We start from the raw sequence: 26747 nt of genomic DNA, 5'->3' as shown, positions 1-26747 counted from the left end.
CAGTCCGGGACCCCGCCGTCGACTCGCCGGGTACTACTCGGACGGCGACGGGGACGGCTCCTCGGAGCCGGCGGCCTCGCCCGTGATCGCCTGGGTCAGCGCGCCGGGCGTCTGCCAGTCGGTGAACCGCTCGCCGTCGAGCAGGACGCTGGGCGTCCCCAGCTGACCGGTCTCGGGGTTGACCACGTCGGGGTCTTCGCTCGCGACCTTCGTGGAGGCCTCGACCCACTCCCGGTAGGTGTCCGTCGCGTCGCCCTCGGTGATGCCCGCGGCGACGTCGGCCGGCACGCCCGCCTGCTCGGCGACCTGGGCGATCTGCTCGTCGGACAGGCCCGCGGTGTTCTCCTCCGGCTGGCTCGCGAACATCGCGTCGTGGAACGCGGCGAACTGCTCGGGGGCGCGGTCGGCGACCCAGGCCGCGGCCGACGCCGCACGCGTCGAGTACTCGGTGCCCTGCGAGGTGCGGTCGAGGATCGAGACCGGGTGCACCACGAACGTGACGTCACCGGCCTCGCGCATCTCGGTGATGCTCGCGCTGTTGGTCTGCTCGAACTGGCCGCAGATGGGGCACATGTAGTCGACGTACACGTCGAGCGTCTTGGCCCCCTCGTTCGAGGTGCCCGCGGCGCCGTCGGCCCCCACGGGGATGCCGGTCTCCTGCACCACGCCGGCCGGGATGTTCTCGACCTTCTCCATGGTCGTCTTCTGCGACTCCATGAAGATCAGGACGACCGCCACGACCAGGACGATGACTCCGAGCCCGAGGAGTCCTAGCACGATCAGGCGGCTGCGCTTCTCGCGTGCCTGCTGCTTCTTCTGGAGAGCAAGGGCCTCGGCACGGGCCGCGTCGCGGCGCTGTGCCTTGGTCTGATTCGTCGACATCGGGGTCCTTCGAGATGCGGGCCAATGGGGCGAGGCGCGACACGCGCCTTCACCCAGCCTACTAGCGTTCGCTGGGAGACTGCTGAACGTTTCTGTACGATCCGGACACCCGGACCGGCGGTCACCAGGTGACGGCGGGCCGGTCGCCCAGCGGCCACCAGACGACGTCCACCGGGCTGCCGAACAGGGGCAGCGCGGCGAGCAGCGCGAGCGCCAGCACGACCAGGGTGACCAGCACCTTCGAGCCCTTGGTCGGGGCGATCCGGCGCAGCAGCGGCCCGGCCCCGACCCGGGTCCCGTACGACGCCGGGCCCCACCACGACACGACCACGGTGACCAGCATGCCGACAGCGAGCACGAGACTGTCTACGATCGGCTGGTTCATGCCGCCCACGGACCGGGCCTCGACGGTCGGGATGGGCGCGATGATCACGTTGCCGGGCGCGAAGAGCATCAGGCCCAGCAGCACCACGATCACCCCGGCGCAGATGCCGACGGCCACGGCGGGCAGCACGCCGAACACGGCGCGCACGAGGTGCCAGGGGGACACGAGGGTCGCCACCAGCGCGTCGCTGCGGCTCGGCCCGCGCCGCGCGCGGCGGCTGCGGAACTCGTCGACTGCGATGCCGGCCAGGCGGGTCACGACGAGCAGGGCCACGAGCACAGCGACGGCGGCGCCGGGCCGGGTCGCGGCGAGCGTCATGAGGGCGAGGGTGAGCGTCAGGAACAGCGTGCGGTAGCCGGTGACGCGTGCGGGGCTCACCGGCTCCGGCAGGAGGGCGGTCCCGCCCGACGTCGCGCCCGGACCCGGCGAGCCCACCGCCCGGCCCGTGACCGACCGGCCCTTGGCCCGGCCCGCGCCCTGCGCCAGGTCGCTCACGCCGCCCACGGGGTCGCGGGTGCGCGCGGCAGCGGCGGCTCCGGCCGCCGCACCGACCCCGGCACCGCCGGCCGCCGCGGAGACGGGCCGCCGCCGGGGCAGCAGGCCCTTCGGCATGACGCGCGTCGAGCCGGCGTCGACCGCGGCCACGGTGGTCCCGTCGCCGGAAGGGTCGAGGACCGTCGTCTCCGGGCCGCCCTCCCCCGTCGTCGTAGCGACGAAAGCATCCGACTCGGCCTTGAGCGCCCGCGCCACCTCGTTCGGGCCCCAGCGCTCGGCGGGCACGGCCCGCAGCGCCGCCGCGAGCGCCCGGCCCGCCCGCGACTGCAGCCCGTCGAGGTCGGCCTGGCCCTGCCGCGAGCGGCGCAGCACGAGCTCGGTGGGCCGCACGCCGAACGGCGCGCGGCCAGTGCCGGCGAACGCGAGGACGGCGGCCCAGGACCACCAGTCGGTGTCGGGGCCGGGCTCCGCGCCGTCGAGCAGCTCGGGCGCGAGGTAGCCGGGGGTGCCCATGACGAACCCGGTCCGGGTCGCCCGGACGTCGCCCGGGCCCTGCGCGAGCCCGAAGTCGATCAGGACCGGCCCGGTGCGCGCGATGAGCACGTTGGACGGCGTCAGGTCCCGGTGCACGACGCCGGTGCCATGGACGGCCTCGAGGGCGTCCGCGAGCTGGTCGGCGAGCTCGAAGAGGTCGCGGGAGTCCAGGGGACCGCGCGCGTCGATCTCCTCCTCGAGCGTGGGGCCCTCGACGAGCTCGGTGACGATGAAGGCGTCGGGCCCCTCGAGCTCGGCGTCCAGCACCCGTGCCACGGCGGGGTGCCGGAGTCCCTGCAGCGCGGTGGCCTCGCGGCGCAGCCGCTCGCGGGCCGCCGGGTCGTCGAGGTGGCGGTGGAGCATCTTCAGCGCGACGGCGTTCCCGCCGTCGTCCTGCGCGCGGTAGACCGCGCCCATGGCGCCCGACCCGATCTCACGCACGACCGTGTACCCGCCGAGCTTCGTACCGGCAGCGGGGCCGGCGCCGTGCGGGTGCGCGATCTGGGCCTCCACCTCCTCCATGAGGCACACCGTAGCCGTCGCGGACGACGGATGCCCGCCAACAACCACGCCCTGACCAGCACCGCGACGCCTCGGCGTTCGAGTGGAACCGGACATCGTTACCCTGAGCAGGGAAGAGACCTCGTTACTCTTGACGCAGCAGAGCGAGAATCATCCACACATAAGGAGCAGTACATTGCCGGGTAAAGACGGGTACGATCTGGTCGTCGTCGCGAACCGGCTCCCGGTCGACTTCTCGGTCGGCCCCAAGGGCGACCTCACCTGGCAGCGGTCGCCGGGCGGCCTGGTCACGGCACTCGAACCGGTCATGCAGGGCGCCGACGGCGCCTGGGTCGGCTGGTCCGGCGCCCCCGACCTCGCGCACGAGCCCTTCGAGGCGGACGGCATGCTGCTGGTGCCGGTCACGCTCAGCGCCACCGAGATCGAGCGCTACTACGAGGGCTTCTCGAACGCGACCCTGTGGCCGCTTTACCACGACGTCATCGCGCCCCCGGACTACCACCGCCAGTGGTGGGACGCCTACCGCCGGGTCAACCAGCGCTTCGCCGACGCCGCCGCCGAGCAAGCAGCGGAGGGCGCCGTCGTCTGGGTGCACGACTACCAGCTCCAGCTCGTCCCCCGCATGCTGCGTGACCTGCGGCCGGACCTGCGGATCGGGTTCTTCGACCACATCCCGTTCCCGCCGGTCGAGCTGTTCGCGCAGCTCCCGTGGCGACGGCAGATCATCGACGGCCTGCTCGGCGCGGACCTCGTGGGCTTCCAGCGCAACGGCGACGCCGCGAACTTCGTGCGCTCGGCACGGCGGCTGACCGGGTTCACCACGCGCGGCCCCGTCATCACCATCCCGGACGCCGACGGGCGGCCCGGCCGGCACGTGCGCGCGTCGTCGTTCCCGATCTCGATCGACTCCCACCGGTTCGACACGCTCGCGCGCACCCCCGAGGTCCAGGCCCGCGCCAAGGAGATCAAGGCGGACCTGGGCAACCCGGACACGCTGATGCTGGGCGTGGACCGCCTCGACTACACCAAGGGCATCCGGCACCGCATCAAGGCGTACGGCGAGCTGCTCGACGACGGCCGCCTCGACGTCGAGCACGCCACGCTCGTGCAGGTCGCGAGCCCCAGCCGCGAGAACGTGGGCGCCTACCAGGAGCTCCGGGAGCACGTCGAGGTGCTGGTGGGCCGGATCAACGGCGAGTACGGCGAGCTGGGCCACTCGGCGATCCACTACCTGCACCACTCCTACCCGCCGGAGGAGATGGCGGCGCTCTACCTCGCGGCCGACGTGCTGCTGGTGACCTCGCTGCGCGACGGCATGAACCTGGTGGCCAAGGAGTACATCGCCGCCCGCTCCGACGAGCGCGGCGCCCTGGTGCTGAGCGAGTTCACCGGCGCGGCCGACGAGCTCTCCCCCGGCCCCCTGCTGGTCAACCCGCACGACATCGACGGCATGAAGGACATCATCGTGGCCGCCGCGACCATGGACCCCCGGGAGCAGCGGCGCCGCATGCGCCGCCTGCGCCGCAAGGTCCTGGCCGACGACGTGGCCAAGTGGTCCGAGACCTTCCTCGGGGTGCTCACCGCCGTGCCGCCGCGGCCGCTCAGCGTGGATCCGCGCTCGACGGAGCCCCGGCACCAGAACCTCCGGGACGCGCTGACGGCGTTCACCACCGTGCCCGACGGCATCCCCGCCAAGGGCCGGCTCGCGCGCATGGGCAACGGGAACGGTCGCCGCAAGAAGCCGACGACGGGCTGGCTGCTCGCCTCCGACTTCGACGGGACGCTGGCGCCGCTCGTGGACGACCCCAAGGCGTCGACCATGACGCGCGCGGCGCGGACCGCGGTCGAGCAGCTGCACGCGCTCGCGCAGGAGGCGCCGGTGCGCCTCGCGTTCGTCTCCGGCCGCGACCTGTCCGACCTCGCCGAGCGCACGGTCGCCCCCGAGGGCACGTTCCTCGTGGGCAGCCACGGCGCGGAGGCCGGGCGGGCCACCGCCACCGGCGTCGACCAGGTGCCCTTCCACCTGACCACCGTGCAGTCCGGCCAGCTCGACGCGCTCGTCGCTGGCTTCGAGTCCGCGGTGTCCGGGCGCGAGGGGGCCTGGGTGCAGGTCAAGCCCGCGGCCGCCGTCGTGCACACGCGCCTGGCGAGCGTGGACGACGCCGCCGCCATCACCGTGGCCGCCGACGAGGTCGCGGCCAACCTGGGCCTGCCCGTGATGCACGGCAAGGACGTGGTCGAGGTGTCGGTGGTGACCACCAGCAAGGGCGAGGCGCTGCGCCGGCTGCGCGGCACCGTGGCGGCCGAGCTGGGCGTCGAGAAGGTGCGCGTGCTGTACGCGGGCGACGACACCACCGACGAGCAGGCCTTCGGCGCGCTCGAGTCCGGCGACCTGTCGATCAAGGTGGGCACGGGCGACACGCTCGCCTCCCACCGCGTGCCCGACCCGGACGCGCTCGCCGCCGTCCTGGCCGGCCTCGCCCGCACGCTGCGCGGGGAGGACTGACCCGTACGTGACCCGGTCGATACCGCGGCCTTGACCAACCGGGGTACGATCGCGCTGCAACAGTGTCACCGCCGACACGCGAGTGGAAGCAACGGCACCCGACCACAACGGATCGTCCGGCACGTACCTGCCGGTGGAGGGATGTTTTCTCATGGCTACGGTCACTTTCGACCACGCGACGCGCGTCTACCCGGGCACGGAGCGCCCGGCCGTCGACCAGCTGAACCTGGAGATCGAGGACGGCGAGTTCCTCGTTCTCGTCGGCCCGTCCGGCTGCGGCAAGTCCACCTCGCTGCGCATGCTCGCGGGGCTCGAGGACGTCAACGGCGGGCACATCTTCATCGGTGACCGCGACGTCACCGACGTGCAGCCCAAGGACCGCGACATCGCGATGGTCTTCCAGAACTACGCGCTCTACCCGCACATGTCGGTGGCGGACAACATGGGCTTCGCGCTGAAGATCGCCGGCACGCCGAAGGCGGAGATCCGCCAGCGTGTCGAGGAGGCCGCGAAGATCCTCGACCTCACCGAGTACCTCGACCGCAAGCCGAAGGCCCTCTCCGGTGGTCAGCGTCAGCGCGTCGCCATGGGCCGCGCCATCGTGCGCCAGCCGCAGGTGTTCCTCATGGACGAGCCGCTGTCGAACCTCGACGCCAAGCTCCGTGTCCAGACCCGTACGCAGATCGCGTCGCTGCAGCGTCGCCTGGGCGTCACCACGGTCTACGTGACCCACGACCAGACCGAGGCCCTCACGATGGGCGACCGCATCGCGGTCCTCAACGGCGGCATCCTGCAGCAGGTCGGCACCCCGCGTGAGATGTACGACCGCCCGAACAACGTGTTCGTCGCCGGCTTCATCGGCTCGCCCGCCATGAACATCGGCACGTTCGACGTCAAGGAGGGTGGCGTCAAGGTCGGTTCGGCCAGCGTCCCGCTCGAGCGCTCGATCGCGAGCAACCTCAGCGAGGCCGACGGCGGCAAGGTCACCCTGGGCTTCCGTCCCGAGGCCCTCGACGTCGTCCCGTCCGGCACCGCCGGCTCGTTCGAGGTCGAGGTCAACCTGGTCGAGGAGCTCGGCTCCGACGCCTTCGTCTACGGCTCGCTCAAGGGCGACGCCGCCGACGTCGACCTCTCCGCCGGCGACACCAACCAGGTCATCGTGCGCATCGACCCGCGCGGTGTGCCGGACAAGGGTGACGTCATCTCCGTCGCCATCCAGGCCGGTCACTCGCACGTGTTCTCCGCGACCTCGGGTGAGCGTCTCGGCTGATCCGAGCCTCCCTCGCCGAGGTAGAACCGTGGCGAAGTAGAACTGTGGCGAGACAGGACGTCAGCACCCGCTGGCGTTCCGTCTCGCCACAGTTCTATCTCGCCGCAGTTCTACCTCGGCGCTCCCGTCATCCAGAATGGTGCCCATGCCCCAGCAGAACCTCCAGATCACCGCGGTCGCACCCGACCCCACTCTGCTGGACCTCCCCTGGCACATCCCCCTGGCCGAGTGGCCGGACGAGGTGCTCGCCGCGCTGCCCCAGGGCATCTCGCGGCACGTGGTCCGCTTCGTCAACCACGGCGGCCGGGTGCTGGCGATCAAGGAGATCGGCGAGACCGTCGCCTACCGCGAGTACGCGCTGCTGCGCCAGCTGCACCGCATCGAGGTGCCGTCGGTCGTACCGGTCGGCGTCATCACGGGCCGCAGCGCGCCCGACGGCGAGCGGCTCGAGGCCGTGCTGATCACCGAGCACCTGCCGTTCTCCCTGCCCTACCGCGCCCTGTTCAGCCAGGACCTGCGCCCCGACACCGCCACGCGGCTCATCGACGCCCTCGCGGTGCTCCTGGTGCGCCTGCACCTCGTCGGCTTCTACTGGGGCGACGTCTCGCTGTCCAACACGCTCTTCCGGCGCGACGCAGAGACCTTCGCCGCCTACCTGGTCGACGCCGAGACCGGCGACATGCACCGCCAGCTCACGGACGGCCAGCGCAACTACGACGTCGACCTGGCGCGCACCAACATCATCGGCGAGCTGATGGACCTGGCCGCCGGCGAGCTGCTCGACGAGGACGTCGACGAGGTGTCCATCGGCGACGCCCTGGTGGAGCGCTACCAGGAGCTGTGGGCCGCCCTGACCATCTCGGAGGCGTTCGACTCCGAGGAGCGCTGGCGCGTCGCCGCCCGCATCGAGCGGCTCAACGACCTCGGCTTCGACGTGGGCGAGCTGGAGATCACCACCGACATCGACGGCACCAAGGTGCGCATCCAGCCCAAGGTGGTCGACGCCGGGCACCACTCGCGCCGGCTGCTGCGCCTGACGGGCCTGGACGTGCAGGAGAACCAGGCACGCCGCATGCTCAACGACCTGGACAGCTTCCGTGCCGCGACCGACCGGCAGAACGACCAGGAGCAGATCGTGGCGCACGCCTGGGTCCGCCAGGTCTTCCGCCCCACGATCGACGCCGTGCCCCGCGAGATGCGGCGCAAGCTGGAGCCGGCGCAGCTGTTCCACGAGATCCTCGACCACCGCTGGTTCATCTCCCAGCAGGCGCAGCGGGACATCCCGCTGCCCGAGGCCGCGACGTCCTACGTGGAGAACGTGCTGCGGCACCGGCCCGACGAGGACGCCCTGCTCGGCCTCGCACCGGGCGAGGCCGAGCAGCAGGCCTAGCGGGTCTAGCCGACCTGGCCGGCCTCGCCCCGCTGCTTCGCGACCTCGTACAGCGTGATGCCCGCCGCCACCGCGGCGTTCAGCGACTCCGTCGTGGCCGCGATCGGGATCGAGACCACCGCGTCGCACGTGTCGCGCACGAGGCGGGACAGGCCCTTGCCCTCCGAGCCGACCACCAGCACCAGCGGGTCGTTCGCGTACGCGAGCTCGCCCACGGGCATGTCGCCGCCCGCGTCGAGCCCCACCACGAAGCAGCCGGTCTTCTTCAGCTCGGCGAGCTCGCGCGCCAGGTTGGTCGCACGCGCCACGGGCACGCGCGCGGCGGCGCCCGCGGACACCTTCCACGCCGACGCCGTCACGCCGGCCGCGCGCCGCTCCGGCACCAGCACGCCGTGCGCGCCGAACGCCCCGGCGGACCGCAGCACGGCCCCGAGGTTGCGGGGGTCGGTGACGCCGTCCAGCGCCACGATCAGCGGGGGCTCCCCCGCCTCGGCCGCGACGTCGAGCAGGTCGTCGGCGTCCTTGTAGTCGTAGGCCGGCACCTTCATCGCGACGCCCTGGTGCACGGCGCCGTCGGTGATCTTGTCCAGGTCGAGGCGCGACGCCTCGAACATCGGCAGGCTGCGCGTGTGCGCGATCTCCAGGATCTCCTGGGTACGGTCGTCCGACTCCAGGCGCGAGGCCAGGTAGATGCCCTCGGTGGGCATCTCCGCGCGCAGCGCCTCCAGCACGGCGTTGCGGCCGGCGACGACCTCGGCCGCCCCGGCGCCCTTGCGACCGGCGCCGCGTCCGCCCGGGCTGCCCGGACGGCGTCCGGCCGCGGTCGCCCGCTTCTCGGCCGCGACCTTGCGCTGGTGCGCGGGGTGGTACGTGCGGTCCTCCGCCTTGGGCGTCGGGCCCTTGCCCTGCAGCCCCTTGCGGCTGTGCCCGCCGGTGCCGACCTGCGCGCCCTTCTTGGAACCGGCCTTGCGCACCGCTCCGGCGCGCTTGGAATTGCCTGCCATCTTTGTTTCTCGTCTCTAGCCGGGGTGTCAGATCAGGAGAGGGACCAGCGGGCCCCGTCGGCGTTGTCCTGGACCTCGATGCCCGCGGCCGCGAGGCGGTCCCGGATCGCGTCGGAGGTGGCCCAGTCCTTCGCGGCACGCGCCTCCGCGCGCGCCTTGAGCTCCGCGGCCACGAGGCCGTCCAGGGCCGTCGCGTACCGGTCGTCGCCCGACGTCGACCACTGCGGGTCTGCCGGGTCCAGGCCCAGCACGTCCAGCATCGCACGGAGCGTCACCAGCTCGTCACGGACGGCGGCGTCGCTCCCGGAGGCGAGGGCCGTGTTGCCTGCCCGCAGGTGCTCGTGCACGACGGCGAGCGCCTGCGGCACGTTCAGGTCGTCGTCCATCGCGGCGGCGAACGCCTCGGGGACCTCCGCCTTGGCGACCTCCTCGGCCGGGACGTCGCCCACCCGCTCCGAGGCGCGCGTGACGAAGCCGGACAGGCGCTCCCACGTGGTGCGCGCCTCGTCCAGCGTGTCGGGCGCCCACTCGAGCATGGACCGGTACTGCACGGCCGCCAGCGCGTAGCGCACCACGGGCGCGGGCGCCTGGGCCAGCAGCTCGCTGACCAGCAGCCCGTTGCCCAGGGACTTCGACATCTTGACGCCGGCCTGGGTGACCCACGCGACGTGCATCCAGCGCTGCGCGAACCCGTAGCCCGCGGCCCGCGACTGCGCCTGCTCGTTCTCGTGGTGCGGGAACCGCAGGTCGAGGCCGCCGCCGTGGATGTCGAACGTCTCGCCCAGGTAGCGGCGGGCCATCGCGGAGCACTCCAGGTGCCAGCCCGGCCGGCCGCGGCCGAACGGGGTGTCCCAGGACGCCGACTCCGGCTCGCCCGGCTTGGCGGCCTTCCACAGCGCGAAGTCGTGCGGGTTCTTCTTGGCCGCGGCGGCGGACCCTGCCGTGACCTCCGCGCCCTCCTCGGGGCTGAGGTCCTCGACCCGCTGCCGGGTCAGCTCGCCGTAGGCGGGCCAGGAGTGGACGTCGAACCAGACGTTGCCCTCACCGGTGGTGTAGGCGTGGCCCTTCTCGACGAGGCGCTCCATGAGCGCGACCATCTCGGGCACGCTGCCGGTGGCCCGCGGCTCGTAGGTGGGCGGGATGACGCCGAGCGCGTCGTACGCCTGGGTGAACACGCGCTCGTACAGCGCGGCGTGCGCCCACCACTCGCGGCCGGCGGCGGCCGACTTGGCCAGCACCTTGTCGTCGATGTCGGTGACGTTGCGGATCAGGGTGACCTTCAGGCCCCGTCGGGTGAGCCACCGGCGCAGCACGTCGAACGCGATGACCGGGCGCAGATGGCCCACATGAGGGGGTGCCTGCACCGTGGCGCCACACAGGTAGATGCCGACCTCGCCCGGGGTGATGGGGTTCAGGTCGCGCACCTCGCGCGCAGCGGTGTCAAACAGGCGAATAGTCACCTGTCAAGGGTACCGGCGCTTCAGCTTCCCGCCTCGACAATTGCCCGGGCTCGTTCCAGGGTCTGCCGCATGCCGCGGACGTTCACCCGGCGCCGGTGCCAGCCGGCCAGCGCCCAGTACACGCGGGCGACCCCGCGCTGCTCCAGCTCGAACGACTCGGTGACGTCCGTGCCGCCGTCGGCGGGTGCCAGCCGGTAGCGCCAGTTGTTCAGGCGCCGGCCGCCCAGGTACACGGTGAAGCCGAAGTCGCGGCCGGGCTCGCAGTGGGTCACCTTGCACTGCGACCAGTACACGGGTCCCACCCCGTTGCGCCGCACGTGCCCCCGGAAGTGGGCGCCGACGGCGGGTCCGGTCGCGCCGTCGGTCCACTCCGCCTCGAAGGTCTCGGGACTCAGCTCGCCCACCCGCGTGACGTCGCTGAGCAGGTCCCAGACCCGCTCGGGGGAGGCGTCCATGTGCACCGTCACCGCTGCTCGCATCCGTGCAGGCTAGCGGTCTAGGTGGCGTCGGCGAGCACGCGCGCCACGTGCTGGTGCCCGCGCACCTCGTACCCGACGACCGACACGGCGGGAGCGAGCATGACCAGGAGCAGGGACCACGCCATGCCGAGGCCCGCCGCCGCGACGGCGACCGCCACGGCGAGCACCACCACGGTGCCGATCACGAGGAACAGGTGCAGGGGGCTGAACGACCGGGACAGGACCCAGAACTGCGTGTAGTCGGCCACCACGAACACGAGCACCGGCACGGCGACCGCGAGCACCGTCGCGACGGGGCCGAGGTGCGACTCGTGGTCCAGGTAGTAGCCCGCGACGTGCAGCCCCGCCCCCACGCCGGCGAGCGCCGCGAAGACCACGATGTTGCCGTAGCCCCAGCTGAACGACCGCTCCCGGTGCCGGTGCAGCAGCTCGGCGTCCGGCGTGAGGTAGTAGGTCCACCAGAGCCCGAAGGTGAGACCCGTGCCCGCGAGCGCGACCAGGGCGGCGTCGAGCGTCCAGCCGGAGCCCTCGACGACGGCGGACAGCGACGCGACGGTGCCGATCACGCCCTCGCCGAGCGTGATGATGGCCAGCAGCCCGTAGCGCTCGGCCATGTGGTGGGCGTGCCAGGGCGTGCTCTTCTGGCCGGGACCGGCCGTGCGGAACCGCTCGGCGATCAGCGGCCCCGCCATCTCCGCGACGCCCAGCAGCACGCCGCCCACGAAGAAGACCGGGACGGTCACGGGCGCGACGGCCAGCACGGCCCAGCCGATCTGCGTGATGACCAGCGTGCGCACGTACGCCATGCAGGTGGCGCGGTACTCGGGCGCCTGCTTGGCCGCGCGCAGCCACTGCACGAGCATGGCCAGGCGCATCACGATGTACCCGGCGACCATGACCTCGTTGTGCACGCGGTCGCCCTCGTCGAGGGAGCTGAACATCGCGGGCAGGCCGAGCGCGAGGATCACGACGCCGATCATCTGCACCATCGTGGTGACGCGGTAGAACCAGTCGTCGGTGTCGAAGGCGGAGGCGAACCAGGTGAAGTTGATCCACGCCCAGCAGATGGCGAACATCGAGAACGCGAACCCGATGATGCCCGACGCGACGTGCCCCTCCGCGAGGAGGTGGGCGCCCTGCTCGCCGGCCACCCCGAACGCGACCACGAACGTGAGGTCGAACAGCAGCTCCAGCGGGGTCGCCGTGCGGGCCGGCTCGTGCGGGTCGCGCCCCGTCATCGGCCGGGTGCGGTGGTGCAGTGTGGGCATGGGCTTGTTCTACCCGATGGCCCGTCCCCCGGACTACCCGAAGTTCTTGTGCTCGCCCCGGTAGCTGGGCACCGTCTCGGTGATCTCGGAGCCTCGCACGAGGTGCACCTGGTCGAACCGCTCCATCATCTCGCCGGCCTTCGCGTGCCGGAGCCAGACGCGGTCGCCCGTGCGGAGGGGAGCGCCGTCGGCACGCGTGGCCCGCAGCGGCGTCTGGACCTCGCCCGCGCCCTCGGTCCCGCTCAGCGTGTATCCGGGCGTGAACAGGCGCGGCAGCCGCGCCTTGCCCGCCTGGCCCGACGCCGCGTACCCGCCCGCGAAGGCCGTGACCCAGCCGGGGGCGGGCTCGCGCACCACGTCGAGCCCGAAGAACGCCGCCGGACGCGCCTCGAAGGAGCGGTAGCCGTCGAACAGGCCGGGCGCGAACAGTCCGGAGCCGGACGTCACCTCGGTGACGCCGGGGGCGCTGCCGCTCACCTCGATCGAGCCGGTCCCGCCCGCGTTGACGAGCTCCACGTCCTGCCCCACGGCGTCGCGGACGGCCGCGAGGATGCGCACCCGGCGGTCGTTGACCTCGCGCATCGTGAGTCGCTTGACGAGCCGGACGGCGGGGCTGGTGTCCGGCAGGCCGGCCACCTGGGCCTCGTAGAACATCAGGCCGCGCACGGCCAGCCCCCTGGCCTGGGCCACGGTGGCGAGGGCGGCGACGTCGCCGGGCTCGCGCAGGGGCGAGCGGCGCACGCCGAGGTGCGCCGTCAGCGGCCCCACGCCGACCCGCAGCGAGCAGTCGACGTCCAGGCAGACCTGGATCGGCCGCCCGGCCGCCGTGCCCGACGTGGCGGCGGCCGGGCCGCCCGCGCCCACGCGCTCCTCGGCCTCGGCGATCAGCCCGAGGTGCGCCACGTCGTCGACCATCAGGGTGATCTCGGCGCGCGCCGCGGGATCGGCCGCCAGCGTGGCCAGGGCCTCCCGGTCGACCGTCGGGTAGCCCACCAGCACGTCGCGCACACCCGTGCCCACCAGCCACAGCGCCTCGCGCAGCGAGTAGGCCATGACGCCGGCGAACCCGTGGCCGAGCGCCCGCTCGACCAGCGAGCGCACGCGCACGGACTTCGACGCGACGCGGACGGGTACGCCGTCGGCCCGCTTGAGGATGTCGAGCGCGTTGGTGTCGAACACGTCCAGGTCGACCACGGCGACCGGGGCCGGCAGGCCGGACGTGGCGGCGGAAAGCCGCGCGGCGGTGTCTGCTGCGGAGCTCATGCCCGAACGCTACTCCGGTTCTGTCCAGCAGCGCGGGCCCGTGGGATAGTGCTCCGGTGATCTGGACGAACTGGGCACGCAACGTGACCGCCACCCCCGCGCGGCTGGAGCAGCCGGCCTCCGAGGACGAGCTGTCCGACGCCGTGCGCCGCGCCGTGAAGGACGGGCACCCCGTGCGCGCCGTCGGCGCCGGGCACTCGTTCATGCCGGCGGCGGCCACGGACGGCGTGCTGCTCAACCTCGACCACCTCGACGCCCTGCACCGGGTCGAGCGCGACCCCGACACCGGGCACGCCCTGGTCACGGTGGGCGCGGGCATGCGGCTGCACCAGCTCAACCAGATCCTGGCCGAGCGCGGGCTGGCCATGCAGAACCTCGGCGACATCGACCGGCAGTCGGTCGCCGGCGCCATCTCGACGGGCACGCACGGCACCGGCGCGCGGTTCGGCGGGCTCGCCACCCGCGTCCGGGCGCTGACGGTCGTGGGGCCCGACGGCGACGTCGTCCGCGCCGCGCCCACCGAGCGGCACGACCTGTTCGAGGCCTCCCGCCTCGGCCTCGGCGCCACGGGCGTGCTGAGCACCGTGACCGTCGAGGCGGTCCCGGCGTTCGACCTGCAGGCCGTCGAGGAGCCGTGGCCCCTGGACCGGGTCTTCGAGGAGCTCGACGACCTCGTGGCGGGCAGCGACCACTTCGAGTTCTACTGGTTCCCCGCCACGCGCCGCGCCCTGACCCTGCGCAACACCCGGGTCGACGCCGGGGTGAACGCGGGGTCGGGCCTCGCGCACTCCCTGCGGAAGGCGGCCGGGGCGGCCCGCTCCTTCCTCGACGAGGAGGTGCTGTCGAACGCGCTCTTCGGGACCGTCAACCAGATCGCGACCCTGATCCCGGCGGCGACCCCCACGCTGAACGCGATCTCGGCCCGCGCCCTGAGCGCCCGCCGGTACACGGCGCCGTCGCACCAGGTGTTCTGCACCCACCGCCGGGTGCGGTTCCGCGAGATGGAGTACGCGGTGCCGCGGGCGGCCGTGGTCGACGTGCTGAACCAGCTCGACGCCTGGCAGCGGTCCACCGGCGAGAACGTCCCGTTCCCGGTCGAGGTGCGCTTCGCCCCCGCCGACGACGTGTGGCTCTCGACCGCGTACGGCCGCGACACCGCGTACGTCGCCGTGCACCAGTACTGGCGGCTGCCGTACGCGCGGTACTTCGACGCCGCCGAGCAGATCTTCACCGCCGCGGGCGGGCGCCCGCACTGGGGCAAGATGCACACGCGCGACGCCGACTACCTGGCGGGCCAGTACCGCCGCTTCGGCGACTTCCGGCGGGCGCGCGAGGCGGCCGACCCCGAGGGCGTGTTCGCCAACCCGTACACCCAGCGGGTCTTCGCCATCTAGGCCCGGCCGCCGAGCTCCGGCGGGAAGGCCCGGCTCAGGGCTGCATGTCGTCGAACACGTCGTGGGTCAGGTCGGCGAAGGCGGACCGCGCCGCGGCGTCGTCCTGGTCGACCATCCAGGCCAGCTCGATGCCGTCGATCCGGATCGCCACCGTGCGCGCCAGCGCGTCGATGTCGGTCCGGTACTTGGCCTCGGCGACCTCGGCCAGCCGCAGCAGGTACTCCCGCGTCATCACGATGCTCTGCTTGAGGTGCGCCTGCGCCACCTCGCGCAGCACCGGCGTGCGCGCGCCCGAGACGGCGAACTCAAAGGTGAGCAGCCGCATGTGCTGGTGCTGCTTGAGGCCCGTCAGGAGGGCGTCCACGGCCGTGTCGGCCAAGGTCGTGCGGTCCGGCCCGACCTCCAGCGCCGAGATCATGGGCTCGGACGCCCGCATCGCGATGGCCCGGCCCATGGCCCGCAGCATCGCGTCCTTGTCGTCGAAGCAGTAGTGCACGGTGCCCAGCGAGATGCCGGCCTCCTGCGCCACGCGGCGCACGGTCACCGACTCGACGCCCTCGCGCATCGCCACGCTCAGCCCGGCCTCGACGATCTCGGCGCGCCGTTCGTCCAGCGGCTTGCGCTTGTTGTTCATACCGCAGTCCTGCCGTCGGGCACGACGAGCGCGGTCGCGATCGCCGCGACGCCCTCGCCGCGCCCGGTCAGCCCGAGCGCATCAGTGGTGGTCGCGGTCAGGGAGACGGGCGCGCCCGCGGCGGCGGACAGCGCCGCCTGAGCCTCGTCGCGCCGCGTGCCGACCCGCGGATGGTTTCCGATCACCTGAACAGCCACATTACCGATCATGTACCCCGCAGACCGAACGCGCCTCGCGGCCTCGGCCAGCAGCGTGGTCCCGGAGGCCCCCGCCCACTCGGGACGGCCTGTCCCGAAGTGCGACCCGAGGTCGCCGAGGCCCGCCGCGGAGAACAGCGCGTCGGCCGCCGCGTGCGCGGCGACGTCGGCGTCGGAGTGCCCGGCCAGGCCGCGTTCGCCCGGCCAGTGCAGGCCCCCGAGCCACATCTCGCGGTCCGTCCCGTCCGGCGCGAAGGCGTGCACGTCGACGCCGATGCCCGTGCGCGGCAGGGGGTACGCGGCGGCCGGGACGGCGGGGTCCGGCGTGCTCGACGGGTCGGTCATGCGTTGCTCTCCTGCAGCACGAGGGACGCGAGCCACAGGTCGCGTTCGGTGGTGATCTTGAAGGCGGCGGCGTCCCCCGGCACGATGTGCACCGGCTCGCCGAGCACCTCGACGAGGCCGGCGTCGTCCGTCGCCGCGAGGTGCTCCGCCTGGGCCCGGGCGGCGCCCGTCCTGTGCGCGCGCACCAGCAGGTCGCGCGCGAACCCCTGGGGCGTCTGCACGGCCCGCAGCATCGAGCGGTCCGGGGTACCCGTGACCAGCTCGGCGTCGCCGTCCGGCCGCACCTGCTTCACCGTGTCCGTGACCGGCAGACCGGGCACCACGGCCCCGTGGCCGCTGCGGACGGCTGCCACGACCCGCCGGACGAGGTCCGGCGGGACGAGCGGGCGAGCCGCGTCGTGCACCAGCACCACGTCGTCACCCGGCCGGGCGAGCGCCAGGCCGGCGTGCACCGAGGCCTGCCGGGTGGGGCCGCCGTCCGTCACCTCGACAGGGACGTCGACGTGCGGGTCGTCGGCCATGAGGTCGGCCATCACGCCCACGAGCCCGTCGGGCGCGGTCACCACGATCGAGCCCACGACTCCCGACGCCGCCAGGCGCCGCGCCGCGTGCAGCACGAGCGGGAAGCCGTCGAGCTCCACCAGTGCCTTGGGCAGGTCTCTGCCTAGTCGGGAGCCCGAGCCGGCGGCCGTCAGGATTGCAAGGGTCGTCATCTCGTCGGGGTCCCCACAGGATCATGATTGAAGCGAAGGATCCCGTGGGGCACGATGCACCGGTCGCCAGACCGGTGCATCAGTGGAGCTGGGGATCCTGTGGGTGGGTCAGGAAGCGAGGACCTCGTCGAGGATGGCTTCCGCCTTCTCCTCCTCGGTGTGCTCGGCCAGCGCGAGCTCGGACACCAGGATCTGCCGTGCCTTCGCAAGCATTCGCTTCTCACCTGCGGAAAGACCGCGGTCGGCGTCACGGCGGGACAGGTCGCGAACGACCTCGGCCACCTTGATGACATCGCCCGACGCGAGCTTCTCGAGGTTCGCCTTGTACCGGCGCGACCAGTTGGTGGGCTCTTCCGTGTACGGCGCGCGAAGCACCTCGAACACGCGGTCGAGACCCTCCTGGCCGACGACGTCGCGTACCCCCACCAGGTCGACGTTCTCCGCCGGGACCTCGATGGTCAGGTCGCCCTGGGCAACCTTGAGCTTGAGGTACATCTTTTCTTCGCCGCGAATCTTGCGGGTCTTGATCTCTTCGATCAGCGCCGCGCCATGGTGCGGGTAGACAACCGTCTCGCCTACTGTGAACGTCATCTGCAGATGTCCCCTTTCCCTGAAACCAGGTTACCACGGCGTGATCTGAAGAACTTGCACCCTTGGCGTTTGTCCGACCCCCTCGCGAACAGCGTTTCCGCAGGTCAGAGCGTTGTCCGCCCGGGTAGGTGGGGTGATCCTCACCCCCGCGACCCCGGTCGGATCGTTCCGTAGCCGTGACCGTTGCCACTCCCTGACCGGGTGGTTCGTCACCTTCGGCGATGCGCGGGCACGCCCTCGGGCCCACTAGGATATTGCGGGGATCCGACCCCGCCCGAACCAGACGAACATCAGGGAGTTCACCGTGTCCCGTCGCGCCACCGCCGCCCGAGGCGCCCGCACCACCGCCGTCGCGGCGGTCCTCGCTGCGGGAGCCCTCCTGCTGGCGGCCTGCGCCCCGACCACAACGACGAAGCCCTACGACCCGTCCGACGGCGTCGGGGTCTCCGTCCTGGGCGAGGAGGACACGGACCTGCGCGGCATCAACCTCATGGTCGTGTCCGCCGCCGAGGGCGAGGCCGGCAACGTGCTGGGCGCGCTGGCCAACGAGACGGCCGACGACGCGTCGTTCACGCTCCAGGCCCCCGGCGCCGCCCCCGTGATCGTCGAGGTCCCGGCAGGCGGCACCGTCTACCTGGGCACCGAGACCGGCGAGGCCGCCCTGCTCGACACCGTGGGCGCCGCACCGGGCAACTACCTCGACGCGACCCTGACCGTCGGCACCGACACCAAGGAGTTCCAGCTCCCGGTCCTCGACGGCACCCTCTCGGAGTACGCCGACTACCTCCCGGTCGAGGTGCTCGTCGACCCGTCGGTGTCGCCGTCCCCCTCCCCCTCGGAGTGACCCGCCGGGCTCCCGGCCCGGCACACAGTCAGCAAACACACCTCTGGCGAGGTTGGACCGCCGTCCTACCTCGCCAGAGGTGTCTTCCGGCCGGGGCCGGTCAGCGACGGTCCGTCACCCGAAGCGGCCCGAGACGTAGTCCTCGGTGGCCTTCTCCGCCGGCGACGAGAAGATCGTCGCGGTGTCGTTCATCTCGATGAGGCGGCCGGGCCTGCCGGTGCCCGCGATGTTGAAGAACGCCGTCCGGTCGCTCACGCGCGCCGCCTGCTGCATGTTGTGCGTGACGATGACGATCGTGTAGTCCTTCTTGAGCTCCTGGATCAGGTCCTCGATCGCCAGCGTGGAGATCGGGTCCAGGGCCGAGCACGGCTCGTCCATGAGGACCACCTGCGGCTTCACCGCGATGGCGCGGGCGATGCAGAGGCGCTGCTGCTGGCCGCCCGACAGGCCGGAACCGGGCTTCTCCAGGCGGTCCTTGACCTCGTTCCAGAGGTTGGCGCCGCGCAGGGACGACTCGACCAGGTTGTCCGCGTCCGACTTGGTGATCCGCTTGTTGTTCAGCTTCACGCCCGCCAGCACGTTGTCCCGGATGGACATGGTGGGGAACGGGTTGGGGCGCTGGAACACCATGCCGACCGTCCGGCGCACGGCCACGGGGTCGACGTCGTCGCCGTACAGGTCGACGCCCTCGAGCTCCACGGAGCCGTCGACGCGGGCCCCGGGGATCACCTCGTGCATGCGGTTCAGGGTGCGCAGGAACGTCGACTTGCCGCAGCCCGACGGGCCGATGAAGGCCGTGACGGACTTGGGGTCGATCGTCATGGACACACCCTCCACGGCGAGGAAGTCGCCGTAGTAGATGTTCAGGTCTTTCACGTCGATGCGCTGTGCCATCGGATCATTCCTTCGTGTGAGCTGCGGCTGAGGCGGGTCTGCGCGTCAGCGCAGCTTCGGGGAGAACCACCGGGTCACGAGGCGCCCGATGAGGTTGAGGAGCATGACGATGATGATCAGCAGGAGCGCGGCGGCCCAGGCCCGGTCGAAGTTGATGTTCACCAGGCAGTCAAGCGCATCCTCGCGGCAGGGCACAGGGCCCTGGCGGTACTGGCTGAAGATGTAGACGGGCAGCGTCATCATGCGGCCGTCGAACGGGTTGAAGTTGATCGAGTCCGAGACGCCGGCGGTGATCAGGATCGGGGCGGTCTCGCCGATCACGCGGGCGATGGAGAGCAGCACGCCCGTCGTGATGCCGGCGACGGAGGTGCGCAGCACGACCCGGACGACGGTGAGCCACTTGGGCACGCCCAGCGCGTACGACGCCTCCCGCAGCTCGTTGGGCACGAGCTTGAGCATCTCCTCGCAGGAGCGCACGACCACGGGGATCATCAGCACGCTCAGGGCGACGGCCGCGATGATGCCGAGCTTGGCGCCCGGGCCCAGGAAGATCGTGAACAGCGCGAAGGCGAACAGGCCGGCGACGATCGACGGGATACCCGTCATGACGTCCACGAAGAAGGTCGTCGCCCGGGCGAGCGCGCCCCGGCCGTACTCGACGAGGTAGATGGCCACGAGCAGGCCGATCGGCACCGAGATGACAGTGGCGGTCAGCGTGATCATCAGCGTGCCGACGGCGGCGTGGTAGGCGCCGCCCATGTCCATACCGCCGAAGACGCCGCGCATCGACGTGAAGAGGAAGTCACCGTTGAACCGCTCGATGCCGTTCACGAGGACGGTCCACAGGAGGGACACCAGCGGGATGACGGCGAGCGTGAAGGCGCCGTAGATCAGCACCGTCATGATCCGGTCGGTGCGCCTGCGGCCGGTGTCGGCGGCGGTCAGGAGGGCACGCGTGCGCTCGACGGCGCCGGTGTCGTCCGTGATCGAGGTCGTGGCGCTCATCAGTTGGCTCCCGAGAATTCCTTGCGCCGCGCGACGATCGCGCGGGCGCCCATGTTGACCACCATGGTGATGACGAACAGCGCGAGGCCGGTGGCGATGAGCACGTTCACCGCGAGCCCGCTGGCCTCGGCGAACCGCGACGCGATGAAGGCCGCGATGGTCTGCTGCTGGCCGGAGTCGAAGATCTGGAACGAGTAGAGGATGCCGGGCGACAGGATCATCAGGACCGCCATCGTCTCGCCGAGCGCGCGGCCGAGGCCGAGCATCGCGGCGGAGATCACGCCGGAGCGGCCGAACGGCAGCACGGCGGTGCGGATCATCTCCCAGCGTGTGGCGCCCAGGGCGAGCGCCGCCTCCTCGTGCAGCGTCGGGGTCTGCAGGAAGACCTCGCGGGAGACGGCGGTGATGATCGGCAGGACCATCACCGCGAGCACCACGGACGCCGTCGCGAGCGAGCGGCCCGTGTTCGTCACGTTCACGGTCCAGAACGGCAGGAAGTCGAGGACGCCCGCGATCCACACCCACACGTCGCTGATGATCGGGGCCAGCGTACGCCCGCCCCAGAGGCCGAACACCACGGACGGGATCGCCGCGAGGAGGTCGATCACGTAGCCGATCACCGAGGCGGCGCGGCGCGGCGCGTAGTGCGAGATGAACAGCGCGATCCCGATGGCGACCGGCGTCGCGAGCAGCAGCGCCATGGCCGCGGCCAGCAGGGTGCCGAACACGAGGGGGCCGACCAGGTCCCAGAGCGAGTTCATCCCCGCGGGCAGGCCGCCCTTGCCGCTGAGCTCCTCGGGCGAGGCCATCAGCGCGGGCAGGCCGCGCGCGATGAGGAACACCGCGACGGCCGCCAGGACCAGCAGCAGGAACGCGCCGGACCCGGTGGTGATCCAGCGGAACACCCGGCTGAAGCCGCGTTCGGTGTCGCCGTGGTTGCGCCGTCGGGCGGGCGGCTTCAGTCGGCCGGGCTGGGCGTCCGGCGGACTGTCGGTGGTGGTCACAAGAGCTCCTCGATGCTCGTCGCTCGTGGTGGGGGGATCGGGATCAGTGACTGACATGGCTGTGCCGGCGACCGGACCTGCGACGCCGTCGGCGCCGTTCGGTCCGGCCGCCGGCCGGTGTTCATGTGTTTCGTCAGCCGACCGTGATCGACTCGATCGCGGCGGCGACCTGCTCGGCGGTGGCCGCCGAGATGGGCGCGTTGCCCGCGGCGTCGGCCGCGGCCTGCTGACCCTCCTCGGAGGCCTGGTAGGCCAGGAAGGCCTTGACGAAGTTGCCCTGCGCCTCGTCGGCGTAGTTGGTGCAGGCGATGGCGTAGGAGACCAGCACCAGCGGGTAGGTGGTCGGGTCGGTCAGCGTGCGGTTGACCTCGATCGCGAAGTCGTGCTCGGCACGGCCCTCGACGCGCGGGGAGGCGTCCACCGTGGCGGCGGCGGCCTCAGGCGAGTGCTCCACGAACGTGTCGCCGACCTTGATGGCCGCGGTGCCCAGCGTGCCGACCTTGGAGGCGTCGGCGTAGGTGACGGCGCCCTCGGTGTCGGTCACGACACCGACCACACCGGACGTGCCCTCGGCGGAGTCGCCGCCCTTGAGCGGCCAGACACCGTCGGGCTCGTCGGTCCAGGCCTCGGGGGCCGTCGCCGACAGGTACTCGGTGAAGTTCTCGGTGGTGCCCGAGTCGTCGAGGCGGTGCACCGGCGTGATGTCGGTGTCCGGGAGGTCGGCGTCGGGGTTGTCCGCCGCGATCGCGTCGTCGTTCCACTTCTTGATCTCGCCGTTGAAGATGTTGGCGATGACCTCGGAGGAGAGGTTCAGCGAGTCGACGCCGGGCAGGTTGAAGGCCACGGCGATCGGGCTCACGTAGATCGGCAGGTCGATGGCGCCGTCGGGGCCGCAGACCTCGGCCGAGGCGGCGAGCTCCTCGTCGTCGAGCGCGGAGTCCGAACCGGCCCACTGCACGCCGCCCGCGAGGAACTGCTCGCGGCCCGCGCCGGAGCCGGCCGGGTCGTAGTTGATCGTGACGTCCGGGTTCGCGCCCTGGAAGCCGGCGACCCAGGCCTCCATCGCGGACTCCTGGGACGACGCCCCGGCGCCGGCGAAGTCGCCGGAGATGGCCTCGCCGCCCGCTGCCTCACTGGGCTCGGCACCGGTCGTCGGGTCAGACCCGCAGGCTGCGAGGCTCAGCGCGAGCGCGCCCACCATGACAGCGGAGCCAACGCGGGGGAATCGGCTGATCTTCACGTGTCTTTCCATCCTGTTCAAGTCGTACGCGCGGCGAGCGCCGCGGCGTCAGACGGGACGCTAGGCAGGTGGAGTGACCTGCTCACCAGGTCCAGGTAAACGGAGGGTGAACAAGCCTGTGGGGAGCGGGTGATACGCAACACGATCACCATGACACGCCCTGCCGCGAGCCACCCGCCGTGCGTTCCGGAGGTCATCCGCCGGCCTGCTCCTCCGGGCGGTCCCGGGTCAGATAGATGGCCTTCGCGGCCTCGGCGATCCAGGCCTGGACGTCGGGCGAGATCGCGGCGTTGCCGGCTGCCGCGGCCGCGCGCTGCTGCCCCTCGGCCGACGCGACGTACGCGACGAACTCCTTGACGAAGCTGCCCTTCGCCTTGTCCTCGTACCGCGAGCACACGACGAGGTAGGACACGAGCACCATCGGGTAGGCGAAGGGCTTGTCGATCGTCCGGTCGAGCGCGAAGGCGAGGTCGTGCTCGTAGCGGTTCTCGATCCGCGGCGAGATGTCGACGACGGCGGCCGCGGCGTCCGCGCTGTAGGGCACGTACTCGTCGCCGACCAGGATGGCGGCGCGCCCCAGGTCGGACGTGCGGGAGGCGTCGGCGTAGGTGATGCCGCCCGGCGTGGAGCGGACCGTGTCCGTGACGCCGCCCGTCCCCTCGGCCGCGAAGCCCTGCGGCAGCGGCCAGACGCCGTCCGGCGGGTACGGCCAGGCACCGGGCGCCGTCGCGTGCAGGTAGTCGGTGAAGTTCTCGGTGGTGCCGGAGTCGTCGGACCGGTGCACCGGGGTGATCTCCAGCGCGGGCAGCTTCGCCTCGGGGTTGGCCGCGACGATCGCCGGGTCGTCCCACCGCGTGACCTGGCCCGTGAAGATCCGCGCGATGAGGTCCGAGGACAGGTTGAGCTGGTCGACCCCCTCGACGTTGAAGGCCACCGCGATCGGGCTGATGTAGACCGGCAGGTCGATCGCGTTGCCGCCGTCGCAGGCCGGGCCGGAGGCCGCCATCTCCTCGTCGCTCAGTGCGACGTCGGAGGCGCCGAAGGCCGTGTTGCCCGCGAGGAACGACTCGCGGCCGTCGCCCGACCCGACGGGGTCGTAGCTGACCGCGGCGTCGGGGTGCTGCTCCTGGAACCCGCTGATCCAGGCCTCCATCGCCGACTCCTGGGACGAGGCACCGGCGCCGGCGAACGTGCCGGCGACGACGACCTGCGCCTCGGCGGTGGCCGTCGGCTCCGCCTCGCCGCCGAACCCGGGCAGCCCGGCCGCTGCGCAGCCCGCGAGCGGCAGCACGAGGGCGCCGGCGGTGGCGGCGGAGACGAGGCGGGTGTAATGGGGGGTGCTCACGGTTCGCGAAACTACTCAGGGGCGCGGTCCCGCGAGCAAACGCCGGATGAACGGAGGGTGACCAGCGTTCACGTTTCACCCGTGAGGTGCGCCACTTCCGGGGCGCACCTCGCCTGGGGTCACCCCTCGTCGTCGGCCAGCTTGTAGCCCAGACCGCGCACCGTGAGCAGGTACTTCGGGGTGCCCGGGTCGGGCTCGATCTTCGAACGGATGCGCTTGACGTGGACGTCGAGCGTCTTGGTGTCGCCCACGTAGTCGGCGCCCCAGACGCGGTCGATGAGCTGGCCGCGGGTCAGCACCCGGCCGGCGTTGCGCATCAGCAGCTCGAGCAGGTCGAACTCCTTGAGCGGCAGGGCCACGCTCTCCCCGGAGACGGCCACGGTGTGCCGCTCCACGTCCATCCGCACCGGCCCGACCTCCAGCACGCCGTCCTCGTCCTGGTCCGTGGAGTCGGTGGGCTGGCGGCGCCGCAGCACGGCCCGCACCCGGGCCAGCAGCTCCCGGTAGGAGTACGGCTTGGTCACGTAGTCGTCGGCGCCGAGCTCGAGGCCCACCACCTTGTCGATCTCGGAGTCCTTCGCGGTCAGCATGATGACCGGCACGTCACCGCGGGCCCGCAGCTCGCGGCACACCTCGGTGCCCGACAGGCCGGGCAGCATCAGGTCGAGCAGCACGAGGTCCGCCCCCTCCGCGTCGTACGCGGCGAGCGCCGAGACGCCGTCGGCGGCCTCGATCACCTCGAACCCCTCGCGGGTCAGCTGGTACGTCAGCGGGTCCCGGTACGACTCCTCGTCCTCGACCACCAGGATGCGCGTCACGCACCTACCTCCTCGTTCTTCGTGGCCGCGGTGTCCGCGGCCTTGTGCTGGTCCTGCGAGTCCTGCTGGTCCTGCTGCTCGCCCCGGTCCTGCTCCTCGCCGTCGCGGACGACGTCCGCCAGGGAGGGCGGGGTGACCCGGCCTGCGCCGGGCCGGTCCGCGGAGGGGATCCGCAGCGTGAAGGTCGAGCCCCGTCCGGGCTCGGACCACATCTGGACGTCGCCGCCGTGGTCGGCCGCGACATGCTTGACGATACTGAGCCCCAGGCCGGTCCCGCCGGTGTCGCGCGAGCGCGCCGGGTCCACCCGGTAGAAGCGTTCGAAGACGCGGTCCTGCGCGTCCTCGGCGATCCCGACGCCCTGGTCCACGACGGCGATCTCGACGAGGCCGCCCCGCTCGTTCACCCCGACGCCCACCCGGCTGGCGGGCCCGGAGTAGGCCACGGCGTTGTCCACCAGGTTGCGGACCGCGGTGACCAGGAGGTTGTGGTCCCCGTACACCTCGGTGTCCAGGTCGCCGCCCATGGTGATCGCGATGTTCTTGGCCTGGGCCGTGGTGCGCGCCCGGTCGACCGCCTCCTCCACGACCTCGCGGATCGGGACGGGCGTCAGCTTGGGCACCGCGCCGGCGCCCTGCAGGCGGGACAGCTCGATGATCTCCTGCACCAGCGCGGACAGCCGCACGGCCTCGCGCTGCATGCGCTCGGTGAACCGGCGGACGGCGACGGGGTCGTCGGCGGCGTCGGCCACGGTCTCCGCGAGCAGCGCCAGCGCGCCGACCGGCGTCTTCAGCTCGTGGGAGACGTTGACCACGAAGTCGCGGCGGATCGCCTCGACGCGGCGGGCCTCCGTGCGGTCCTCGGCGAGCACCAGCACCCGGTCCAGGCCGAGCGGCGCGACGCGCACCTGCAGCAGCACCGTGCCCTGGCCCACCGGGCCGCGGGGCAGCTCCAGCTCCTGCTCGCGGATCACGCCGTCGCGCCGCACCAGGGCGACCAGGTCCGTGATGGCGGCGTGCACCAGGGCGTCGTTGCGCACCACGCCGAGGGCGTAGGCCGGGGGCGACGCGCGGATCACCTCGTCCTCGCCGTCGAGCACCACGGCGGCGGAACGCAGCACGGAGAGCACACGCACGAGGCCCGCGTCGAGCTCGTCGGGTTCGGTCGGGGGCAGGGCGTGCTGATGCCGTTCGGAGACGCGGAACGCCACGGTGGCGACCACGCCGACGATCACGCCGAGAATTCCGGCGACCAGCACCGGTACCCCGGAGATGATTCCGTCCACGCCTCCAGGGTAGGTCGACGTTTCAACCGCTGACGGACGTGGGCGGGCGGTCGGAGGATCGCGTCGCCTACTGTTCATGTCAGGGGGGATGAGCGTTAACCTCCCAGTACATCGCGCCGTCGAACCTAGGTGGGTGCGGGCGGTAGCTGTGCCGTGCGCCGTTCCGGGACGTGTCCGGGCGGCCGGCCCGGCCGTGCGTCGGCCCTGCCCGCCTCACGGCGGCGCGACAGCGGACGCGAACCGTTCGCGCGCCACGAGTGCGAGAGGAAACCGATGCGACAGATCTTCGATGCCGAGCTCCAGCAGGTCGGCGACGACCTGACCGAGATGAGCAGGCTCGTCGAGTCCGCCATCACCCGCGCCGGAACGGCGCTGCTGGAGGCCGACCTTCAGCTTGCGCAGGAGGTGATCGCCTCCGACAAGACCATCGACGCCATCGAGGACTCGCTCGACGAGCGGTGCGTGCACCTGCTCGCGCAGCAGGCCCCGGTCGCGACCGACCTGCGGGTGGTCGTCAGCGCCCTGCGCATGAGCGCGTCGCTGGAGCGGATGGGCGACCTGGCGCGCCACGTCGCCCAGGTGGCGCGCGGGCGCTACCCCGCCCAGGCGATCGTCCCGGAGGCCCGGGACACGTTCGCCAAGATGCACGACGCCGCCGTCCGGGTGGCCCAGCGCACCACCAAGCTGCTCGCCACGCGCGACCTGTCGGTGGCGGAGGCGCTGGAGCGCGACGACGACATCATCGACGAGCTGCACCAGGAGACGTTCAACACGCTCCTGGCGCCGGGCTGGCAGGGCACCGTGCAGGAGGCCGTCGACGTGACGCTGGTGGGCCGCTACTACGAGCGGTTCGGCGACCACGGCGTGTCGGTCGCCCGCCGCGTGACCTTCCTGGTCACGGGCGACTTCCCGGAGGAGTGACCCACCCGCCCCTGACAAGCCGTTGAGTGCTGGCTATTTGCGCTTCTGAGCGGCACAGAAG

24 protein-coding genes are annotated in these 26747 nt (G+C 72.1%); 6 read left to right on the top strand and 18 right to left on the bottom strand.

Annotated features, from left to right (window positions below; all coding sequences use genetic code 11):
- Positions 1–33: 33 nt before the first annotated feature.
- Together ACFWEJ_RS10605 and ACFWEJ_RS10600 are read right to left on the bottom strand one after the other, a co-directional pair.
- Positions 34–882, bottom strand: coding sequence for a DsbA family protein (locus tag ACFWEJ_RS10605; protein WP_377229167.1), 849 nt, complete (start codon positions 880–882; stop codon positions 34–36).
- 121 nt (positions 883–1003) lie between these two features.
- The gene (locus ACFWEJ_RS10600; protein WP_377229166.1) at positions 1004–2818 is read right to left on the bottom strand and encodes a protein kinase; all 1815 of its coding nucleotides are present in this window, start codon (positions 2816–2818) and stop codon (positions 1004–1006) included.
- A 175-nt stretch (positions 2819–2993) separates the two neighbouring features.
- Between ACFWEJ_RS10600 and otsB the strand changes: the two genes are divergently transcribed.
- From otsB to ACFWEJ_RS10585, 3 genes are all read left to right on the top strand, one after another.
- A complete protein-coding gene (gene otsB / locus ACFWEJ_RS10595; RefSeq protein ID WP_377229165.1) occupies positions 2994–5324 on the top strand; it encodes a trehalose-phosphatase in 2331 nt (776 codons plus the stop codon).
- 151 nt (positions 5325–5475) lie between these two features.
- The gene (locus tag ACFWEJ_RS10590; protein ID WP_377229164.1) at positions 5476–6594 is read left to right on the top strand and encodes an ABC transporter ATP-binding protein; all 1119 of its coding nucleotides are present in this window, start codon (positions 5476–5478) and stop codon (positions 6592–6594) included.
- Positions 6595–6739: 145 nt separating this feature from the next.
- Positions 6740–7984, top strand: a complete 1245-nt coding sequence (locus ACFWEJ_RS10585; RefSeq protein ID WP_377229163.1) for a DUF4032 domain-containing protein — start codon at positions 6740–6742, stop codon at positions 7982–7984.
- 5 nt (positions 7985–7989) lie between these two features.
- On the opposite strand, the gene rlmB is transcribed toward ACFWEJ_RS10585, so the two are convergent.
- The 5 genes from rlmB to ACFWEJ_RS10560 are packed head-to-tail and all read right to left on the bottom strand — an operon-like array spanning position 7990 to position 13458.
- Positions 7990–8988: a 23S rRNA (guanosine(2251)-2'-O)-methyltransferase RlmB gene (rlmB, locus tag ACFWEJ_RS10580; RefSeq protein ID WP_377229162.1), complete on the bottom strand. Its 999-nt coding sequence runs from the start codon at positions 8986–8988 to the stop codon at positions 7990–7992.
- 32 nt (positions 8989–9020) lie between these two features.
- The gene (gene cysS / locus ACFWEJ_RS10575) at positions 9021–10448 is read right to left on the bottom strand and encodes a cysteine--tRNA ligase (RefSeq protein WP_377229161.1); all 1428 of its coding nucleotides are present in this window, start codon (positions 10446–10448) and stop codon (positions 9021–9023) included.
- Between the two features lie 20 nt (positions 10449–10468).
- Complete coding sequence (locus ACFWEJ_RS10570; protein ID WP_377229160.1) at positions 10469–10927, bottom strand: SRPBCC family protein; 459 nt, start codon at positions 10925–10927, stop codon at positions 10469–10471.
- A 17-nt stretch (positions 10928–10944) separates the two neighbouring features.
- Positions 10945–12195, bottom strand: a complete 1251-nt coding sequence (locus ACFWEJ_RS10565; protein ID WP_377229159.1) for a low temperature requirement protein A — start codon at positions 12193–12195, stop codon at positions 10945–10947.
- A 33-nt stretch (positions 12196–12228) separates the two neighbouring features.
- Positions 12229–13458, bottom strand: a complete 1230-nt coding sequence (locus ACFWEJ_RS10560) for an amino acid deaminase/aldolase (RefSeq protein ID WP_377229158.1) — start codon at positions 13456–13458, stop codon at positions 12229–12231.
- A gap of 56 nt (positions 13459–13514) precedes the next feature.
- On the opposite strand from ACFWEJ_RS10560, the gene ACFWEJ_RS10555 reads away from it, so the two are divergent.
- A complete protein-coding gene (locus ACFWEJ_RS10555) occupies positions 13515–14852 on the top strand; it encodes a D-arabinono-1,4-lactone oxidase (RefSeq protein ID WP_377229157.1) in 1338 nt (445 codons plus the stop codon).
- A 34-nt stretch (positions 14853–14886) separates the two neighbouring features.
- On the opposite strand, the gene ACFWEJ_RS10550 is transcribed toward ACFWEJ_RS10555, so the two are convergent.
- From ACFWEJ_RS10550 to ACFWEJ_RS10535, 4 genes are all read right to left on the bottom strand, one after another.
- Complete coding sequence (locus ACFWEJ_RS10550; RefSeq protein ID WP_377229156.1) at positions 14887–15486, bottom strand: TetR/AcrR family transcriptional regulator; 600 nt, start codon at positions 15484–15486, stop codon at positions 14887–14889.
- Complete coding sequence (gene ispF, locus ACFWEJ_RS10545; protein WP_377229155.1) at positions 15483–16028, bottom strand: 2-C-methyl-D-erythritol 2,4-cyclodiphosphate synthase; 546 nt, start codon at positions 16026–16028, stop codon at positions 15483–15485. Before ispF ends, ACFWEJ_RS10550 begins: the two co-directional genes overlap by 4 nt.
- On the bottom strand, positions 16025–16741 hold the full coding sequence (gene ispD / locus ACFWEJ_RS10540; protein WP_377229154.1) for a 2-C-methyl-D-erythritol 4-phosphate cytidylyltransferase: 717 nt from the start codon (positions 16739–16741) through the stop codon (positions 16025–16027). Before ispD ends, ispF begins: the two co-directional genes overlap by 4 nt.
- A 108-nt stretch (positions 16742–16849) precedes the next feature.
- The gene (locus ACFWEJ_RS10535) at positions 16850–17332 is read right to left on the bottom strand and encodes a CarD family transcriptional regulator (RefSeq protein WP_020017968.1); all 483 of its coding nucleotides are present in this window, start codon (positions 17330–17332) and stop codon (positions 16850–16852) included.
- A 304-nt stretch (positions 17333–17636) separates the two neighbouring features.
- Here ACFWEJ_RS10535 and ACFWEJ_RS10530 point away from each other — a divergent pair, with 304 nt between their 5' ends.
- Positions 17637–18176 (top strand): hypothetical protein, encoded by a 540-nt coding sequence (locus ACFWEJ_RS10530; RefSeq protein ID WP_377229153.1) that lies wholly within the window; start codon positions 17637–17639, stop codon positions 18174–18176.
- A 114-nt stretch (positions 18177–18290) separates the two neighbouring features.
- Here the strand turns inward: ACFWEJ_RS10530 and pstB are convergent, their stop codons facing one another.
- The 7 genes from pstB to ACFWEJ_RS10495 all read right to left on the bottom strand — a co-directional run bounded on the left by pstB (position 18291) and on the right by ACFWEJ_RS10495 (position 25765).
- Positions 18291–19070, bottom strand: coding sequence for a phosphate ABC transporter ATP-binding protein PstB (pstB, locus tag ACFWEJ_RS10525; protein WP_377229152.1), 780 nt, complete (start codon positions 19068–19070; stop codon positions 18291–18293).
- Positions 19071–19115: 45 nt separating this feature from the next.
- On the bottom strand, positions 19116–20075 hold the full coding sequence (gene pstA, locus ACFWEJ_RS10520) for a phosphate ABC transporter permease PstA (protein ID WP_377229151.1): 960 nt from the start codon (positions 20073–20075) through the stop codon (positions 19116–19118).
- The gene (gene pstC / locus ACFWEJ_RS10515; protein WP_377229150.1) at positions 20075–21079 is read right to left on the bottom strand and encodes a phosphate ABC transporter permease subunit PstC; all 1005 of its coding nucleotides are present in this window, start codon (positions 21077–21079) and stop codon (positions 20075–20077) included. Before pstC ends, pstA begins: the two co-directional genes overlap by 1 nt.
- 133 nt (positions 21080–21212) lie before the next feature.
- On the bottom strand, positions 21213–22280 hold the full coding sequence (gene pstS / locus ACFWEJ_RS10510) for a phosphate ABC transporter substrate-binding protein PstS (protein ID WP_377229168.1): 1068 nt from the start codon (positions 22278–22280) through the stop codon (positions 21213–21215).
- A gap of 232 nt (positions 22281–22512) precedes the next feature.
- Positions 22513–23664, bottom strand: a complete 1152-nt coding sequence (gene pstS / locus ACFWEJ_RS10505; protein WP_377229149.1) for a phosphate ABC transporter substrate-binding protein PstS — start codon at positions 23662–23664, stop codon at positions 22513–22515.
- 119 nt (positions 23665–23783) lie between these two features.
- On the bottom strand, positions 23784–24482 hold the full coding sequence (locus ACFWEJ_RS10500; RefSeq protein ID WP_377229148.1) for a response regulator transcription factor: 699 nt from the start codon (positions 24480–24482) through the stop codon (positions 23784–23786).
- Positions 24479–25765 (bottom strand): sensor histidine kinase, encoded by a 1287-nt coding sequence (locus ACFWEJ_RS10495; protein WP_377229147.1) that lies wholly within the window; start codon positions 25763–25765, stop codon positions 24479–24481. Before ACFWEJ_RS10495 ends, ACFWEJ_RS10500 begins: the two co-directional genes overlap by 4 nt.
- A gap of 273 nt (positions 25766–26038) precedes the next feature.
- On the opposite strand from ACFWEJ_RS10495, the gene phoU reads away from it, so the two are divergent.
- Entirely contained in the window at positions 26039–26686 is a 648-nt protein-coding gene (gene phoU / locus ACFWEJ_RS10490; protein ID WP_377229146.1) for a phosphate signaling complex protein PhoU, read from the top strand.
- The last annotated feature ends 61 nt before the right edge of the window (positions 26687–26747 follow it).

The organism is Promicromonospora sp. NPDC060204 (assembly GCF_042728455.1).
GTDB lineage: Bacteria > Actinomycetota > Actinomycetes > Actinomycetales > Cellulomonadaceae > Promicromonospora.
Note: the sequence above shows the minus strand (reverse complement) of the source record. Positions and strands in the feature narration are given on the sequence as shown.